This is a genomic window from Devosia sp. P3_B2 (genome assembly GCF_056402875.1).
Window position 1 is genome coordinate 142998 of the sequence record NZ_JBFUGO010000004.1, and the last position, 14451, is coordinate 157448.

General features: G+C 65.0%; 19 protein-coding genes. 3 read left to right on the forward strand and 16 right to left on the reverse strand.

Going from position 1 to position 14451, the window contains the following annotated elements; genetic code table 11:
• Nucleotides 1–75 precede the first annotated feature (75 nt).
• The 7 genes from tilS to tolQ form a co-directional block, all read right to left on the reverse strand.
• A complete protein-coding gene (gene tilS, locus AC1DV8_RS07920; protein WP_477149822.1) occupies nucleotides 76–1101 on the reverse strand; it encodes a tRNA lysidine(34) synthetase TilS in 1026 nt (341 codons plus the stop codon).
• Nucleotides 1086–2126: a tol-pal system protein YbgF gene (gene ybgF / locus AC1DV8_RS07925; protein ID WP_477157074.1), complete on the reverse strand. Its 1041-nt coding sequence runs from the start codon at nucleotides 2124–2126 to the stop codon at nucleotides 1086–1088. The genes tilS and ybgF overlap by 16 nt, the downstream gene beginning before the upstream one ends.
• A 199-nt stretch (nucleotides 2127–2325) precedes the next feature.
• Complete coding sequence (gene pal / locus AC1DV8_RS07930) at nucleotides 2326–2817, reverse strand: peptidoglycan-associated lipoprotein Pal (protein WP_477149824.1); 492 nt, start codon at nucleotides 2815–2817, stop codon at nucleotides 2326–2328.
• A gap of 183 nt (nucleotides 2818–3000) precedes the next feature.
• Complete coding sequence (gene tolB / locus AC1DV8_RS07935; protein WP_477157075.1) at nucleotides 3001–4308, reverse strand: Tol-Pal system beta propeller repeat protein TolB; 1308 nt, start codon at nucleotides 4306–4308, stop codon at nucleotides 3001–3003.
• A gap of 35 nt (nucleotides 4309–4343) precedes the next feature.
• Nucleotides 4344–5426, reverse strand: a complete 1083-nt coding sequence (locus tag AC1DV8_RS07940; protein WP_477157076.1) for a hypothetical protein — start codon at nucleotides 5424–5426, stop codon at nucleotides 4344–4346.
• A gap of 4 nt (nucleotides 5427–5430) precedes the next feature.
• The gene (gene tolR / locus AC1DV8_RS07945; protein WP_477149827.1) at nucleotides 5431–5892 is read right to left on the reverse strand and encodes a protein TolR; all 462 of its coding nucleotides are present in this window, start codon (nucleotides 5890–5892) and stop codon (nucleotides 5431–5433) included.
• Nucleotides 5892–6596 (reverse strand): protein TolQ, encoded by a 705-nt coding sequence (gene tolQ, locus AC1DV8_RS07950; RefSeq protein WP_477157168.1) that lies wholly within the window; start codon nucleotides 6594–6596, stop codon nucleotides 5892–5894. Before tolQ ends, tolR begins: the two co-directional genes overlap by 1 nt.
• 304 nt (nucleotides 6597–6900) lie before the next feature.
• Between tolQ and AC1DV8_RS07955 the strand changes: the two genes are divergently transcribed.
• Nucleotides 6901–7341: a CHRD domain-containing protein gene (locus AC1DV8_RS07955; protein WP_477149828.1), complete on the forward strand. Its 441-nt coding sequence runs from the start codon at nucleotides 6901–6903 to the stop codon at nucleotides 7339–7341.
• A 53-nt stretch (nucleotides 7342–7394) separates the two neighbouring features.
• On the opposite strand, the gene AC1DV8_RS07960 is transcribed toward AC1DV8_RS07955, so the two are convergent.
• Genes AC1DV8_RS07960 through ruvC form a run of 7 tightly spaced genes read right to left on the reverse strand, consistent with a single transcriptional unit; the run spans nucleotide 7395 to nucleotide 11204 of the window.
• Nucleotides 7395–7790 (reverse strand): YbgC/FadM family acyl-CoA thioesterase, encoded by a 396-nt coding sequence (locus tag AC1DV8_RS07960; protein ID WP_477157077.1) that lies wholly within the window; start codon nucleotides 7788–7790, stop codon nucleotides 7395–7397.
• On the reverse strand, nucleotides 7787–8305 hold the full coding sequence (locus AC1DV8_RS07965; protein WP_477149830.1) for an NUDIX hydrolase: 519 nt from the start codon (nucleotides 8303–8305) through the stop codon (nucleotides 7787–7789). The genes AC1DV8_RS07960 and AC1DV8_RS07965 overlap by 4 nt, the downstream gene beginning before the upstream one ends.
• Nucleotides 8305–9348 (reverse strand): Holliday junction branch migration DNA helicase RuvB, encoded by a 1044-nt coding sequence (ruvB, locus tag AC1DV8_RS07970; RefSeq protein WP_477149831.1) that lies wholly within the window; start codon nucleotides 9346–9348, stop codon nucleotides 8305–8307. The genes AC1DV8_RS07965 and ruvB overlap by 1 nt, the downstream gene beginning before the upstream one ends.
• Nucleotides 9345–9740 (reverse strand): PIN domain-containing protein, encoded by a 396-nt coding sequence (locus tag AC1DV8_RS07975; protein ID WP_477149832.1) that lies wholly within the window; start codon nucleotides 9738–9740, stop codon nucleotides 9345–9347. The genes ruvB and AC1DV8_RS07975 overlap by 4 nt, the downstream gene beginning before the upstream one ends.
• A complete protein-coding gene (locus AC1DV8_RS07980) occupies nucleotides 9737–10033 on the reverse strand; it encodes an AbrB/MazE/SpoVT family DNA-binding domain-containing protein (RefSeq protein ID WP_477149833.1) in 297 nt (98 codons plus the stop codon). Before AC1DV8_RS07980 ends, AC1DV8_RS07975 begins: the two co-directional genes overlap by 4 nt.
• A 53-nt stretch (nucleotides 10034–10086) precedes the next feature.
• Complete coding sequence (ruvA, locus tag AC1DV8_RS07985; protein ID WP_477157078.1) at nucleotides 10087–10704, reverse strand: Holliday junction branch migration protein RuvA; 618 nt, start codon at nucleotides 10702–10704, stop codon at nucleotides 10087–10089.
• Nucleotides 10701–11204, reverse strand: a complete 504-nt coding sequence (ruvC, locus tag AC1DV8_RS07990; protein ID WP_477157079.1) for a crossover junction endodeoxyribonuclease RuvC — start codon at nucleotides 11202–11204, stop codon at nucleotides 10701–10703. The genes ruvA and ruvC overlap by 4 nt, the downstream gene beginning before the upstream one ends.
• A gap of 153 nt (nucleotides 11205–11357) precedes the next feature.
• On the opposite strand from ruvC, the gene AC1DV8_RS07995 reads away from it, so the two are divergent.
• Together AC1DV8_RS07995 and AC1DV8_RS08000 are read left to right on the forward strand one after the other, a co-directional pair.
• Nucleotides 11358–12134 (forward strand): GGDEF domain-containing protein, encoded by a 777-nt coding sequence (locus AC1DV8_RS07995; RefSeq protein ID WP_477157080.1) that lies wholly within the window; start codon nucleotides 11358–11360, stop codon nucleotides 12132–12134.
• A gap of 112 nt (nucleotides 12135–12246) precedes the next feature.
• Nucleotides 12247–13020, forward strand: coding sequence for a GGDEF domain-containing protein (locus AC1DV8_RS08000; RefSeq protein WP_477149837.1), 774 nt, complete (start codon nucleotides 12247–12249; stop codon nucleotides 13018–13020).
• Here the strand turns inward: AC1DV8_RS08000 and AC1DV8_RS08005 are convergent.
• Complete coding sequence (locus AC1DV8_RS08005; RefSeq protein ID WP_477149838.1) at nucleotides 13017–13391, reverse strand: VOC family protein; 375 nt, start codon at nucleotides 13389–13391, stop codon at nucleotides 13017–13019. The two genes, AC1DV8_RS08000 and AC1DV8_RS08005, sit on opposite strands and share 4 nt — an antisense overlap.
• 287 nt (nucleotides 13392–13678) lie before the next feature.
• Entirely contained in the window at nucleotides 13679–14428 is a 750-nt protein-coding gene (locus AC1DV8_RS08010; RefSeq protein WP_477157081.1) for a YebC/PmpR family DNA-binding transcriptional regulator, read from the reverse strand.
• Nucleotides 14429–14451 lie beyond the last annotated feature (23 nt).

Consider the following 14451-nt stretch of genomic DNA (forward strand, 5'->3'; position numbering starts at 1 on the left):
CCTTACAAGGTAGCGGCGGGCCGAAACTCGTGCGGCGGTTTGGCCGAAAAGTCGAGAGAGCTTGCGCTTTTCCGGTTAATTCCGTGTCACGGGTGGCTCGGACCTCACGCGAGATTGACGTGCCGCCTGCCGGCCCGGCTCCCGCGCGACGACGATCGTCACCCCGTCGCTCTCGATGAGACAACCATGCAAACTTGTCCGCTTCAGGGCTGGCTCCATCCGCAAGCGATCGGTCAGCGCTTCGATGGGTGCGAGATCATGCGGCTTCTGCCTGCCGCTGACGGCATTGAGCAGGTTCGCCATGACCCGGATCGCGACGGCGCGCGGGGATTGGAGCAGGACTGCGCGCGTGACGCCGCTGCTCCCGGTCCGGGGGTCGACGGCGGTCGCGAGGGTGGCCGCAATAGCTGCCAGCGCCTGGTCGGCATCGCGCATGCGGTTGGCGAAGCGCGATAGCCGGCGCGCATCGAGCCCAAGAGCCGCCAATTGCGGCAGCATCTGGCGCCAGCGGACCCGCTCGTAATCGGTGTCTGAATTGCTGGGATCGGCAACGGGTGTGAGGTCGGAAGCCGCGACCAGGGCTGCGAGATCCGCCGGATCGACGCCGAGCAGCGGCCGCACGACGACGAGGCCGGCGATCTCGGCCAGGTAGTCCATGCCGCGCAAACCCTCGACGCCGCTGCCATGGGCCAACCGCATGAGCACAGTCTCGGCCTGGTCGACGAGGTGATGCGCAGTGAGGAGGATCTCGACCTCGTCGGTCGCCATCGCCTCGGCGATCAAGCCGTAGCGGGCGGCGCGGGCGGCCTGCTGGATGCCGGTCGCCGGCTTCGGCCCCTCCCACCGCAAGCCGCGGGCGGTAAACCCGAGCTTCCCGGCGGCCTCGGTGACATAGGCCACCTCCCCTGCCGCCTCGGGCCTGAGGCCATGATCGACCGAGTAGACGACAAAACGCTGATGCGCCGCGTGCCGCTTGGCGAACTCTGCCGCCAGCAGCATGAGCGCCAGGCTGTCGGGCCCGCCTGAGACGGCGAGCCCGATCCGCCGGAATTCGGCCAGCGGGGCGAAGACCGCCTCGCTGTCGATCAGCTCACCGGGCATTTGGCCTTCTGGGCTTCCTCTGCCAGCCGCTGCGTGAAGGCGGGCGTGAGCTGCGTATAGCGCTGCTTCAGCGTGTAGAAGGTGCGGCAGCCCACATCCACCTGGTCTGCACCAACCAGCGCCACCCCGAGCTTCAGCATCATGTCCGGAGCGCGGTTCGAGTCCTTGTGCTTGGTGTAGCCATCGGCCAGCACCTGCGCCGCATCGGTGAACTGGCCCTGCTGGATCAGTGCTTCGCCCAGCCAGTTGATGGCATCGGGCGCCTTCGGATCGTCGGGATAGAGCGCGACGAACTGCTGGAACTGGTCGGCCGCAAAGGCATAGTCGCCGCGGGTCATGGCGTCGTAGCCGGCGTCGTACTGCGCCGTTGCATCGCCATTGGAGATTTCGCCGCCGCCACCGAGGGACAGATCGAGCGGACGCCCGCCAAGGGGATCCTCCCCTGTCATGGTCCCGAGCTGGTCGACGCCGCCCTTGAGCAGCGGATCGGCGGAATCGCCGACGCTGTCCATCGGCTCGCCGTTAAGATCGGCGAGCGGCAGATCGTCCATCGGCGCGGCCGTGGCCGGCGCTTCCGGTGTTGCGGCGGTTGCGGGAGCTTGCTGGGCCGGGGTCTGCGGCAGCGTATTGGACGGCGTCGCGCCGTCAGTTGGCGCTGCCGCCTGCGGTTTTCCCCCAGCACCGCCTTCCAGCTGCTGGAAGCGGAACTCGTTGTCCTCAGCCTGCTTCTGGAGCTGGGTCTGCATCTGGGTCAGCTGGAACTCCAGCCCTTCGACGCGGCCGGTGAGCGAGCGGATCTGCTCCTCGAGGTCCTGGATGCGCACCAGCAACTCGGCGCTCGACTGCTGGTTCTGTGCCACATGGATGCGCGTTTCCGCGATCGCCCGCGGCGGCACGAGGCTCGTCTGGCCGACCTGCAACGGGCTGGTCGCGGCGAAGGCCGGAACCGCCAGCGCTGCGGCAAACAGGGTGGCATAGATCGCGGGTCGGTAAGCCGATCCGCGAATTCGGGGGAGTTTCACCATCAAAGCTCCGTCGGGTCCAAGGAGGTCGCTCGCAGCGGGCGCTGCACGTGCTTGGATTAGCGCAGGATTTCGACAAAAAGAAAGCGCCGGGCCCAAATACGCTGGCGCCCGGCGCTTATGCCTCCAGTACGAACAAGCTTCGGGGATTACGCGCGAGACATCGCGTGGCCGCGACCTCCGCCCCGAAGTTCGCTCGAGCTTATTGTACGACCGTCACAGCACGGCGGTTTTGTGACCAGCACGAGATATCGTTGCAGATGGCCACAGGACGTTCCTTGCCGAACGACTTCGAAGTGATGCGGCGAGCGTCGACGCCCTTCGAGGTCAGGTAGTTGACCACGATCGAGGCACGGCGGGCGCCCAGCGCGATGTTGTACTCGCGGGTGCCGCGCTCATCGGCGTGGCCTTCGATCATGATGCGGTAGTTGCGGTACTGGTTGAGCCACTGCGCCTGCTTGTCGAGGGTCGCCAGGGCGGTCGGCGTCAGGTTCGAGGAGTCGGTCTCGAAGAACACGCGGTCGCCGACGCTCACCAGGAATTCCTGCTGGCTGCCGGGGGCACCGCCACCGGGCCCGAGGTTACCGACGCCGGTGCCGCCAGCGCCATTGCGCGAACAGGCCGCCACAGCGACCACGAGGACCACCAGCGCGGCAGCGCGCAGCACGGCGATTAGGGGCGTTACGGAACGCATCCGGTTGATCTCCTGAACGGAAGGATTTGATTGGCGAAGTTTTACCGCCGGTAATCTTAAGGTGGTGTTGTCGCGCTTGGTTAATTGTTGGTCATTCTGGCGCGAATGTGGCCGGAATCCGGGCTTTTCCGTGATGTTGCGGGGAAGACACGGATCTGTGCTCTCCCCGCAATTGGTTAGCGACTAAGCGCGCAGCGGGGACCAGCTCGGGTCCGACGCGAACGACTCCGTCGCGAGGTTGAGTTCGTTCCGTCCCCAGATGTCGATCGACCACAGCCCCGGACCGGCATCGCCGCCCGGATCGCGGAAGAAGCCGATGACGCGACCGTTCGGAGCCCAGGTCGGACCCTCCTGCACCTGCCCGGACGACGACAGGATGCGCTCGCCCGAACCATCGGGCTTCATGATGCCGATATGGAACTGCCCACCCGACTGGCGGGTATAGGCGATGAGATCGCCGGTGGGCGACCAGACCGGCGTCGAATAGCTGCCTTCGCCGTAGGAGATGCGCTGCGCCCCGCCGCCGCCGGCACCCATGATGTAGATCTGCGGGCTGCCGCCGCGGTCGCTCTCGAAGCAGATGCGCGAGCCGTCCGGCGAATAGCTCGGCGACGTGTCGATCGCCGCGCCGCTGGTCAGTTGCGTCGGGTTGCCGCTGCCGACACCGGCCGCGTAGATATTGGTGGTGCCGCCGTTCGACACCGAGAATACCACAGTGCTGCCATCGGGCGAGAACTGCGGGGCAAACGACATCGGCGCGCCCTCGATCAGCTTCTTGGAAGCGCCGCCGAGGCCGGAATAGTAGACCTGCGGGTTGCCGTCCTCATAGGAGGTGAACACCAGGCTGTCGCCCTTCGGCGAGAGCTTCGGCCCGAAGGTCAGCGACTTGCCGGAGGTCAGGTACTGCACATTGGCGCCGTCCTGATCCATGATCGCGAGGCGCTTTACGCGGTTCGCCTTGGGGCCGCTCTCGGCCACATAGACGATGCGGGTATCAAAATAGCCGGTGCCGCCCGACAGCGAGGCGTAAATGGCGTCCGAGACGATGTGCGCGATGCGGCGATAGTTCTGCGCGTCGGTCTTGTAGGACTTGCCGACCACCTGCGCCGCCGCCTGCGTATCCCAGACGCGGACCTGCGACGAGACCTCAGCCCCGCGCTCCACCGAGCCCATGACCAGCGCATCGACGCTTGCGCCACGCCAGGCGGCGAAATCCGGCTCGTTGGTCACGTCGCCGACGCGGATCGGGAGCGACGCTGGGTCGAGCGGCACGAACAGCCCGGAGCGCTTCAGGTTATTGCGCACGATCTCGGCGATCTCGGCGCCGAAGGCCGGGTCGGACGAGGCGAAATCCGGAATGGCGATCGGCAGCGGCGTGAAATTGCCGCCGGTCACGACGATCTCGACCAGAGCCTGGGACGGGGTAGCGAGCGCGAAAGCGCCGCCGGCGAGGCCGAGTTTCAGCGCGTTGCGCCGGGTGATCAGGGTCATCTTACGTCTCCATGTCTTGTCTGGCATCGGGCTCGCTAGAACGACCGCGCCGCAAACTGTGCTCTAACATCCTGGCCCATGGCCATTGTGAACGGACCGCAGCGCATCAGGGCGCGCTGCACTGCCCGTGCATAGGCATCCTCGATGGTATTGGCCGGCGAACTCATCATCTGCGGCTGGCCCGCCACCATACCGTCGGCCCCGATCGAGAAAGTGAACTCGGCCCGGGCGTCGACATCCTCGGCGCCGGCCGGCAGCGTGATACAGGCCTGGATCTGCGCCACCAGCGCACCGATCTCCGAATTGCTGAGCGTAGCGGCGCGACCATCCTCGCGACCGAGCGTCGCTTCGCCGCCGGCCCCGGTAGTAGCGCCGCGCGACTCTTCGTTGTTGATCAGGTTGGCGACTTCGTCGGCGACCTTCTTTGCGTCGTCGGCCTTCGCCTGCTCGACGCGCTCCTTCTCCTCAGCCGCTTTCTTCTTTTTCTCTTTCTCGGCTTTCTTCTTGTCCGCTTCCGCCTTGGCCTTTTCATCGGCCTTCTGCTGCTTCTGCGCTTCCTGCTGCTTCTTGAACTCGGCGCGCTTCTGGTCGAGCGAGGCCGTGTGCACCGTCGGCTTGGGTGCCGCATCGGTCGGATCGGGCGTCACGTCCGGCGTCGCCACCGGAGTGGGCTCAGGTGTGGGTTCGGCAACCGGCTCGACCACTGGCTCGGGCTGCGGCTCGACCGCGGGACGCTCGGCGGGTGTCGGCGCAACTTCCGGCTCGGGCTCGACCACCGGCTCGGTCGATGCCTCGGGCGCCGGAGCGGTCTGCTCGGTCGGCGCGGGCGTCGGGTCGGGATTGTCCTCGGGGGTCGGCTGGTCTTCCTGGGTATTGCCGGTCGGCTGCGCCAGTTCGGCGGGCTTCACGTCGTCGACCACCGACGGCGCCTCGGTCTCGACGACCGTGCTGTCCATCGAGCCCATGCGGATGTTGGCGAATTCCGAGATCGGCACGAGGTCGACGGCGATCGACTCGACCGGAACCGCGTCCATCGGTCGCCCCATGCCGATGCCGATGATCGCGATGGCGATCAGTCCGGCATGTGCAATGGTGGAAACCGTGAACCCGGTGCGCATCAGCTCACTGGTCCTGTTGCTGGGCCTGTTCCGTGATCAGACCGATCTTGGCGTAGCCGGCGCCCGACAGCGCGCCCATCACCTGCATCACCGAGCCGTAATTGGCCGCGAGGTCGCCACGCACGTAGATGCGATCCTCGGTGCCATTGACGGCCACGGCAGCCACCTGGGTGACGAGATCGTCGAGGCTCACCGGCTGGTCAGCGAGGAAGATGGCGCCCTCGTTGGTGACCGAGATGGTGATCGGCTTCTGTTCGGTATTGAGCTGCGTCGCCTGCGTCTTCGGCAGGTCGATGGGGACGCCGACCGTCATCAGCGGCGCCGCCACCATGAACACGATCAGCAGCACCAGCATCACGTCGACCATCGGCGTGACGTTGATGTCGCTCATCGGCTTGGAACCGCCGCCGCGGCGCCGACCACGCCGGCGGCCACCGCCGCCACCGCCCGATACTGCCATTGCCATCAGCGGGCACCCCGCGCTTCGAGCTGCCTCGAGAGGATGGTCGAGAATTCGTCGGCGAAGCCCTCGAGCCGGCCAATCAACTTGTTGGCGTCGCCCGATAGCTTGTTGTAGGCGATAACCGCCGGGATAGCGGCGAGCAGGCCCAGCGCCGTCGCAAACAGCGCCTCGGCGATCGGCCCGGCGACTACGGACAGATTGGTGCTCGATGCGGCCGAGATGGCCGTAAATGCGTTCATGATCCCCCATACCGTGCCAAAGAGGCCAATGAAGGGCGACGCCGAACCGACGGTGGCGAGGAAGCCGAGGCGCTTCTCGAGATTCTCGCTCTCGCGGCTGATGGCGACGTCGAGCACCTTGTCGAGGCGCCCCTGCACGCCGACGAAGGACGAGGCGTTCTGCTCATGGCTGCGCTTCCACTCCTTCATCGCGGCGACGAAGATGGCGCCCAGCCCCATCGCCGGCTTCTCGCTCATCTGCTGGTACAGTTCCTCGAGCGACTGGCCCGACCAGAACACGCGCTCGAAGCGATTCATCTCGCGCTTGGCGCGGCCATAGAGCATCGACTTGTCGACGATGATCGCCCAGCACCAGACCGAGGCCGCGAGCAGCCCGATCATCACCGTCTTGACGACAAGGTCGGCCTGCCAGAACAGCGCCCAGATCGAAAGGTCGGCATGCGGAGCGACCGTGCCGACGGCGTCCATGGCTTCCATGTAAGGGTCCTTCTCAGTCCGGCCCCGACGACCGAAACCTGATCGTCGGGTCGATGCGGTCCAAATTTGTCAAATTTAAGAGAAAAGCCCGGAATCCCGGACCTTTGGCAGCACTGGTGGTGCACTGCCTTACTTATGGTCAAGCAAGTGTTAACAAAGCGATTCCTCGCGTTCGCGTGAGCGCGACCGATCAGCGCAGCGCAACTGATCGCAAGCTATCGCGTTGTGGACGTGGCCTGCCGCCAGATGGAGGCCTGCGGTTGTCCACAACACGTCAACGACGAGGGAGATCCCAATGCATCTCAATCTGACTCGCACCTTGCTGGCCGCCACCGCCGTATTGGCTTTTTCGGCAATGCCGGCCTTTGCAGAAGTGGTGAAGTTCACCGCCGACCTGACGGCCGCCTCGGAGGTGCCGCCAACGGATTCTACCGCCACCGGCAAGGTGGAAGCGACGCTCGACACCGACAGCAAGGTCTTCACCTGGACTGTCACCTATGAAGGCTTGAGCGGCGACGCGACCGGCGCCCATTTCCACGGCCCGGCTGCCGAGGGCGCCAATGCCGATCCGGTTGTACCGCTTGCCGATCCGCTCGCGAGCCCGATCAACGGCAACGCCACGCTGACCGATGACCAGATCACCCAGTTGCAGGGTGGCCAGTGGTACTTCAACCTCCATACGGCCAAGTTCCCTGACGGCGAGATCCGCGGACAGGTTAAGCCCGCCGCGATGTAAGGACGCCAATCGCAGGCAAAACCTTGGGTCGCCGGCAAACCGGCGGCCCTTTTCTATGCCTTGAGCGCTTCGACCAGATGGCGAGGCATCCGCGCCACGCCGCCGCTGGTCTTGATCGCCACCACCTGTACATCGGCGCGGGTGATCTCGACACCGTCGCGGCTGATCGACTGGACGAGATGGAGCCGCGCCGGGCTGTGCGACGCGACCTCGGTGGTCACCTCCAGCAGGTCGTCGATATGCGCCGCCGCCTTGAAGTCGATGGTCATCGTGCGCACCGCAAAGGCGATGCCATCCTTCACCAGCTCCGAGTGATGCACGCCGCGCTCGCGCAGGAACTCGGTCCGCGCCCGCTCGAAGAAGTGCAGGTACACCGCGTGGTAGACGTTGCCGGAGAAATCGGTGTCTTCGTAGTAGACACGGACTGCGATGTGGTTGGCGCCGCTCATGCCGCCGACCGATCGAGGAGGTGGATCGTGGTCGAGGGTATGTCACCAAGCCGCCCGCGGAGCGGCTCGGGATAGAACACGCTTGTCGCGAGCGCTTCCGCCGTCGTCGGCACCCAGCGATATTCCATCTCGACCGGGCCCTCGTAACAGCGATGGCAGATATCGGTGTCGTGATAGGGGAAATCGTCGGACACTTCGATCCGGTAGTAGAGCCCGACCTCGTGGAAGACCTGCGATTTCTCGGGATAGAAAGACTCGATCACGAAGGCGAGCTGGCCGACCTCGACGGGATGGCCGAATTCCTCCTGCATCTCGCGCACCAGGGTTTCTACACTCGCCTCTGCCTGCTCGATCCGGCCACCAGGCAGGAACGTGCCGTAACCGCCCTTGATGTTCTGGATCAGCACGCGCCCATTCCGGATGGCGATGCCGGCAGCCCGCATCTGGAAGCGGGCGGCGCCGTCATCGAAGCAGACCATGCTGTCATGGCGCAAGACAGGGCGGTGCTCTACCATCAGTTCTCTCCCTCCGGTTCCTCGAACAGGCTGCCCTGCATCCCGACGAAGCCCTGCGGCACGCCGATGCCCATATGCTGGAAGGCGAGCGCCGTCAGCATGCGGCCGCGCGGCGTGCGCTGGATGAAACCCTGCTGGATCAGGTAGGGCTCGACGATCTCCTCCAGCGCATCGCGCGGCTCGCTGAGGGCCGCCGCGATGGTTTCGATACCCACCGGCCCGCCGCCGTAGAAATCGGCGATCACCTTGAGGTAGCGCCGGTCGAGCTGATCGAGGCCGCGCGCATCGACATCGAGCCGCAGCAGCGCCTTGTCGGCCACCGAGCGGGTGATCTCCTTGGCGCCGTCGACCAGCGCGAAATCGGTGACGCGGCGCAGCAGCCGGCCGGCGATGCGGGGCGTACCGCGGGAACGGCGGGCAACTTCCATCGCCCCATCCGGCGCCATGCCGATGCCGAGCAGCCGCGCGCCGCGCTCGACGATCTTCACCAGCTCTTCGGGGGTGTAGAAATTGAGCCGGATCGGGATGCCGAAGCGGTCGCGCAGCGGCGTTGTCAGCAGTCCGGCGCGGGTGGTGGCGCCGACGAGAGTGAACTTCGCCAGATCGATCCGCACCGAACGCGCCGCGGGCCCTTCGCCGATGATCAGGTCGAGCTGGTAGTCCTCCATCGCCGGATAGAGGATTTCCTCGATCGCCGGGTTGAGCCGGTGGATCTCGTCGATGAACAGCACGTCGCGCTCTTCGAGATTGGTGAGCAGCGCCGCGAGATCGCCGGCCTTGGCGATCACCGGGCCCGAGGTCGCGCGGAACCCGACGCCGAGTTCCCGCGCCACGATCTGCGCCAGCGTGGTCTTGCCGAGGCCCGGCGGACCGACGAACAGCACATGATCCAGCGCCGCGCCGCGGTGCTTCGCCGCCTGGATGAACACCTCGAGATTAGCCCGCGCCTCGGCCTGCCCGATGAACTCGGAAAAGCCGGACGGACGGAGGGAGACGTCCAGCGGGTCGTCCCGGCCGGTATGGGCAGAGGTCAGGTCGGTCACTTGAGGAGTTCCATGCCAGGGACGTATTTGGCAGCATCACGGTCGAACGTCGCGATGCGGGGCGCACCGGCCAGTTCGCTCGATCGTGCCACCAGCAAGTCGGAGAAGTCGATGCGCGATCGCGTGTAGTTGGCGAGCGCCCACTCAATGAGGTCACGGTCCTCCATCACGAAGTCGTCGGAGTCCAGCATCCAGCGAATGGCTTGGCCGACCTGATCATGCTCGTACTTGTATCGGCGGCGCAGAACCCAGGCGAACTCGGTGAGGACCACCGTGGTGACGAAGGCCGGATCGGCGGCTGACCGCTGACCGAAGAACGCGACCGCGGCCTCACGTTGTGGCTCAACCGGCACGAACAAGCGCACCAGAACATTGGTGTCGACGCCGATCATCTCCGGGTCGAACGCTCGAACCGTTCCACTACTGCGTCGCCAATGGCCTCGTTCATCTCTTCAACGGTCACGTGTACGTCGCCGCTGGGCGGCGGGCCTAGAATACCAGCCAAGTCGACTGCCCGCAGCTTCCGCGGCTTCACCGTGACTTTGCCATCGTCCAGAATCCACTCCATCTGCGTCCCCTCTTCCAAGCCCAGAAAGTCTCGCACTTCCTTTGGGACGGTGGTTTGACCCTTGCTGGTCACCTTGCCGGTGTACCTTGTCCTTGCAGGCAGTGATTTCCCAGACATTGCGAGTGCTCCTTACTTTCTTAGTGTAGTAAGGAATGTTATGCACTGCAAGGCTAACTGCTCAATTCCCTGAGTCCCAGCCGGATCAGCTTGTCGGTCGCTATCCCATCGCCGTCGCGGCCGACCACCCGCGCCACGGCAGCGGAGGCCTGCGCGCTCGAGTAGCCGAGATTGGTGAGGGCAGAGACCGCATCGGTGACGTTGCTGGCCGCAGCCCCCTCTCCAAGTGCCGCCTGCAGGCCCAGCACACCGGCATCGATAGCACCGACCGCCGGGGCCTTGCCCTTGAGTTCGGTGACGATGCGGACGGCGAGCTTGGGACCTACGCCGTTGGCGCGGCCGATCATCGCCTTGTCCTGCAGCGCGATGGCGCTGGCGAGCTCGGATGGGGTGAGTACCGATAGGATGGCGAGGGCCACCCGGCTGCCGACCCCCTGCACCGTCATCAGCGTGCCGAACCAGGCTTTCTCGGCTTCGGTGAAGAAGCCGTAGAGCCGGATCATATCCTCGCGGACGATCATCTCGGTATGGATCACCGCAGCGTGGCCAACCTGCGGTAGCGCCGCCAGCGTCTTGGCCGAGCAGAAGGTCTCGTAGACGACGCCGTTGACGTCGAGATGCACGTGGTCGTCGCCGAACCCGTCGACGAGGCCCTTGAGCTTGCCGATCATGCAGGAACACTCAGCTTGCGGATGGCGCGGTGATGCGCGTGGCAGATGGCGATGGCCAGCGCATCGGCCGCGTCGGCGCCCTTGAAGATCGCGGTGGGCAACAGGATCTTGATCATCATCTGCACCTGGGTTTTCTCGGCATGGCCGGTGCCGACGACCGACTTCTTGATCAGGTTGGCGGCGTACTCGCCGACCGGCAACCCGCGCAAAGCCGGCGTCATCAGCACCACGCCGCGTGCCTGCCCGAGTTGCAGCGCCGAGCGCGCGCCGGCGGACACGAACGTTTCTTCGACCGCGGCCTCTTCCGGTGCGTATTCATCGAGCACGGACGTGATGCCGCGATGCAGTTCGACCAGCCGGTCGGCCAGCGAGCCCTCGGTGGGCGGCGTGATTGTGCCGCAGGCAACGAAGCCCAGCCGGTTGCCCGAGCTCTCGATCACCCCCCAGCCGCAGCGCCGCAGCCCCGGATCTATCCCGATGATTCGCACTGTTTCCGCCATTCTGAAGCTTTAGGGCAGGTGATGAATCCTACCAAGCGCTTTGTGAACGAAACGGAAACACCCTGAGGGAATTGCCGGCATTCCTGCCGGCCGCATTAATTCGCATTCAAGCATTGCCCCTTAAGCCATGCGCATTCGCTCGGGGGTCGCGGGATGAACAGGTTGGTATTGCCGCAGTCGGCATGGGGCATCGTCTGGCGGCGCACGACCCTGATCCTCATCGCTTCGACGGTAGGGTCCTGGGTGATCTCCAACCTCGTCATGATGTCCCTGAACCAGGGCATGAATGATGTCGGCACCGTCCTCGCCCTCGGGATGCCGACCGCTTTGGGTGGCCCGATCCTGCTGTTCCTCCAGATCCGGTCGGCGCAGCTGAGAGAGGCCAACCGCAGGCTGGAGACCCTTGCCTCCACCGACTGGCTGACCGACTGCCTCAACCGCCGCGCTTTCACCTCGCGCGTCGGCGCGAGCCTCAGCGGGATGAACGGTAGCGCAGCGCTGCTGGTCATCGATGCCGACCACTTCAAGACCATCAACGACCGCTTCGGCCATGAGCGCGGCGATGAGGTGCTGCAGCTGATCGCTCGCGCCATCCGCGACAGCGTGCGCGAGGGCGATCTGGTCGGGCGCATCGGTGGCGAGGAATTCGGCGTCTTCGTCAGGGACGCCGGAGTGGACGCTGCCGAGCGCACCGCCGAGCGCATCCGCGATTCCGTCAATGCGCTGTTCGTCACGTCCGAAGGCGTCGCGCAGCGCCTTTCGGTCAGCATCGGCGGCGCCGTAAGCTCAGGCGACGCCGGCTTCTCAGACTTGTTCCGCATCGCCGACCGCCGCCTCTACGAGGCCAAGCACACCGGGCGCAATCGTGTCGAGTTGGGCGGCAAACAGGTCGATCCAGACCTCGTCGCGCTGAACGCTGCGGTGCGCTGAAGCACTAAATTCCGGCGATAGATAAAATCCGATCCAGCGGCTTGAGGCGATCTCAACTCGCCCGGCCTAGCTTCCACGGCTTCTGCGCAGAAGTGCTGAAGGAACGCGAGCTTTGGATTTTTCGCCCAGCGGCTGGGGCCGCGTCTTCCTCTGGACAGCGCTGGGCACGATCGGTTGCATTGCAGTCGCGCTGTTCGTCGATTCCTTCAATTTCCACAATCTCAGCCCCGAGTCGCTCCGCTGGTCGATCGCCCTCGACGTGTTCGTGCCGATGGGCCTCGCCATCCCCATGCTGTTCTTCCTGCTGAGCAAATTGCGTGAGCTCGCCATCGCCCACGAATTGCTGCGCCACCATGCGGCGACCGACAATCTAACCGAGCTGCTGAACCGTGGTGCCTTCACCCGTGAAGTGGAGGAAGCGCTGGCCGATGGCCGCTTCGCCGACGACGGCATGCGCGGCACCCTGCTCGTTATCGATGCCGACAACTTCAAGGCGATCAACGATACCTACGGCCACGACCACGGCGACGCCGCGCTGCGGCTGATCGCCAAATCGGTGCGCAGTGTGCTGCGCGCTGCCGATCTCGTCGGACGCATCGGTGGCGAGGAGTTTGCCGTCTACCTGCCCGGCACCACGCTGCTGATCGCCGAGGCCGTTGCCGAGCGGCTTCGCCTCGCGGTCTGCGAAGCCAGGTTCGCCCCCGACGGGAAGCCCTACCAGTTGACGGTGAGCGTGGGCGGCGCGGTCTACGACCGCTCCCTGCCCTTCACCGAGTTGTTCCGATTAGCCGACCAACAGCTCTATGCGGCAAAGCAGAACGGACGCAACTGCACCGCAGTCGCGTCCATCTCGCATTACGAGACGCTGCCCGCTGCAGCGGCCTAGTCGTCCGCAGCCGTCGTTGCGACTTCAACGAGGAAGCCGCCGGGGGCCTGGCAGTAGAACGTCGTCGTCCGGCTGCCGCCACGATTGAACTGTTGCACGTCGCCCGGACCGTAGCCGGCATCGACGAGTTCGGCATGCTTCAGCCGCACCTCGGCGACGCTGCCGACGAAAAAGCCGACATGGAAGTTCTTGTGGTAGGTGGCTTCGGTCTTGCCTGATGCCATGAAGTTGAGGACGAACCCGCCCTCACCCTCCATGACGGCGAAGTTGTCGTGCGCTTCGCCGACGACGGTGAAATCGAAATGCCGGGCGAAGAACTCGGCCGCCGCGCCTACGTCAGCGACGGCGAAATTGGCGTGATTGAACTGCATGATGATGTCCTGATGGTTGCGAAGGAAACGGTCGAACGACCGGTCTCGAGGCGCACGCGGCTCAGGGCATGAAGCTGGCGGTGAAATCTCATCGACCCATATCCCAACAAGCAGCGGGCACCCGGGGATCGGGCGCTCGTCGGCTTGCCGTGGGTCCTTCGCCTTTTGGGCGGGACAATCTCCCTCGCGGGAGGGCCGGACTCACCTTAACCGGCCTACGTTTTTTCGGCGTAACGAGCCTGAACTATTGCCCAGGCCCGGATTTGTCAAACGCTCACGCGTCGATCTTAGGCGGCGTCGATCTTGGCCATGTCTTCGTCGCTGATGTCGAAGTTGGCATAGACGTTCTGCACATCGTCGTCCTCTTCGAGGATGCCGATCAGCTTGAGCAGCGTCGCACCCTTTTCCGCGTCCACCGGCACTTCGTTCTGCGGCTTGAAGATGAACTTGGCCGATTCTGCCTCGCCCAACACCTTCTCGAGCGCCGCCGCGACCTCGTTCAGCGCCTCGAACGAGGTGTAGATCCAATGGCCCTCTTCGTCGCTTTCGACGTCGTCGGCGCCGGCCTCGATGGCAGCTTCCATCACCTTGTCTTCCGAGCCGGCGGTGGCTGGGTAGAAGATTTCGCCGACGCGATCGAACATGAAGCCGACCGAGTTGGTTTCCCCCAGTGCGCCACCATTCTTGGAGAAGGTCGAGCGCACGTTCGAGGCGGTGCGGTTGCGATTGTCGGTCAGCGCCTCGACGATGACGGCGACGCCGCCGGGGCCGTAGCCTTCGTAGCGGATCTCTTCGTAGTTCTCGGTGTCGGCGCCGCTCGCCTTCTTGATAGCGCGCTCGATGTTGTCGCGCGGCATGGATAGCGCGCGAGCGTTGCTGACCGCGAGGCGCAGGCGCGAATTGAACGCCGGGTCCGGCACGCCGAGCTTGGCAGCCACGGTGATTTCACGAGCGAGTTTCGAAAACACCTTCGAGCGAGCCGCGTCGGACTTGCCCTTGCGGTGCATGATGTTCTTGGCGTGCGAATGGCCGGCCATGCGGTCACCCCTGTTGGCATGTG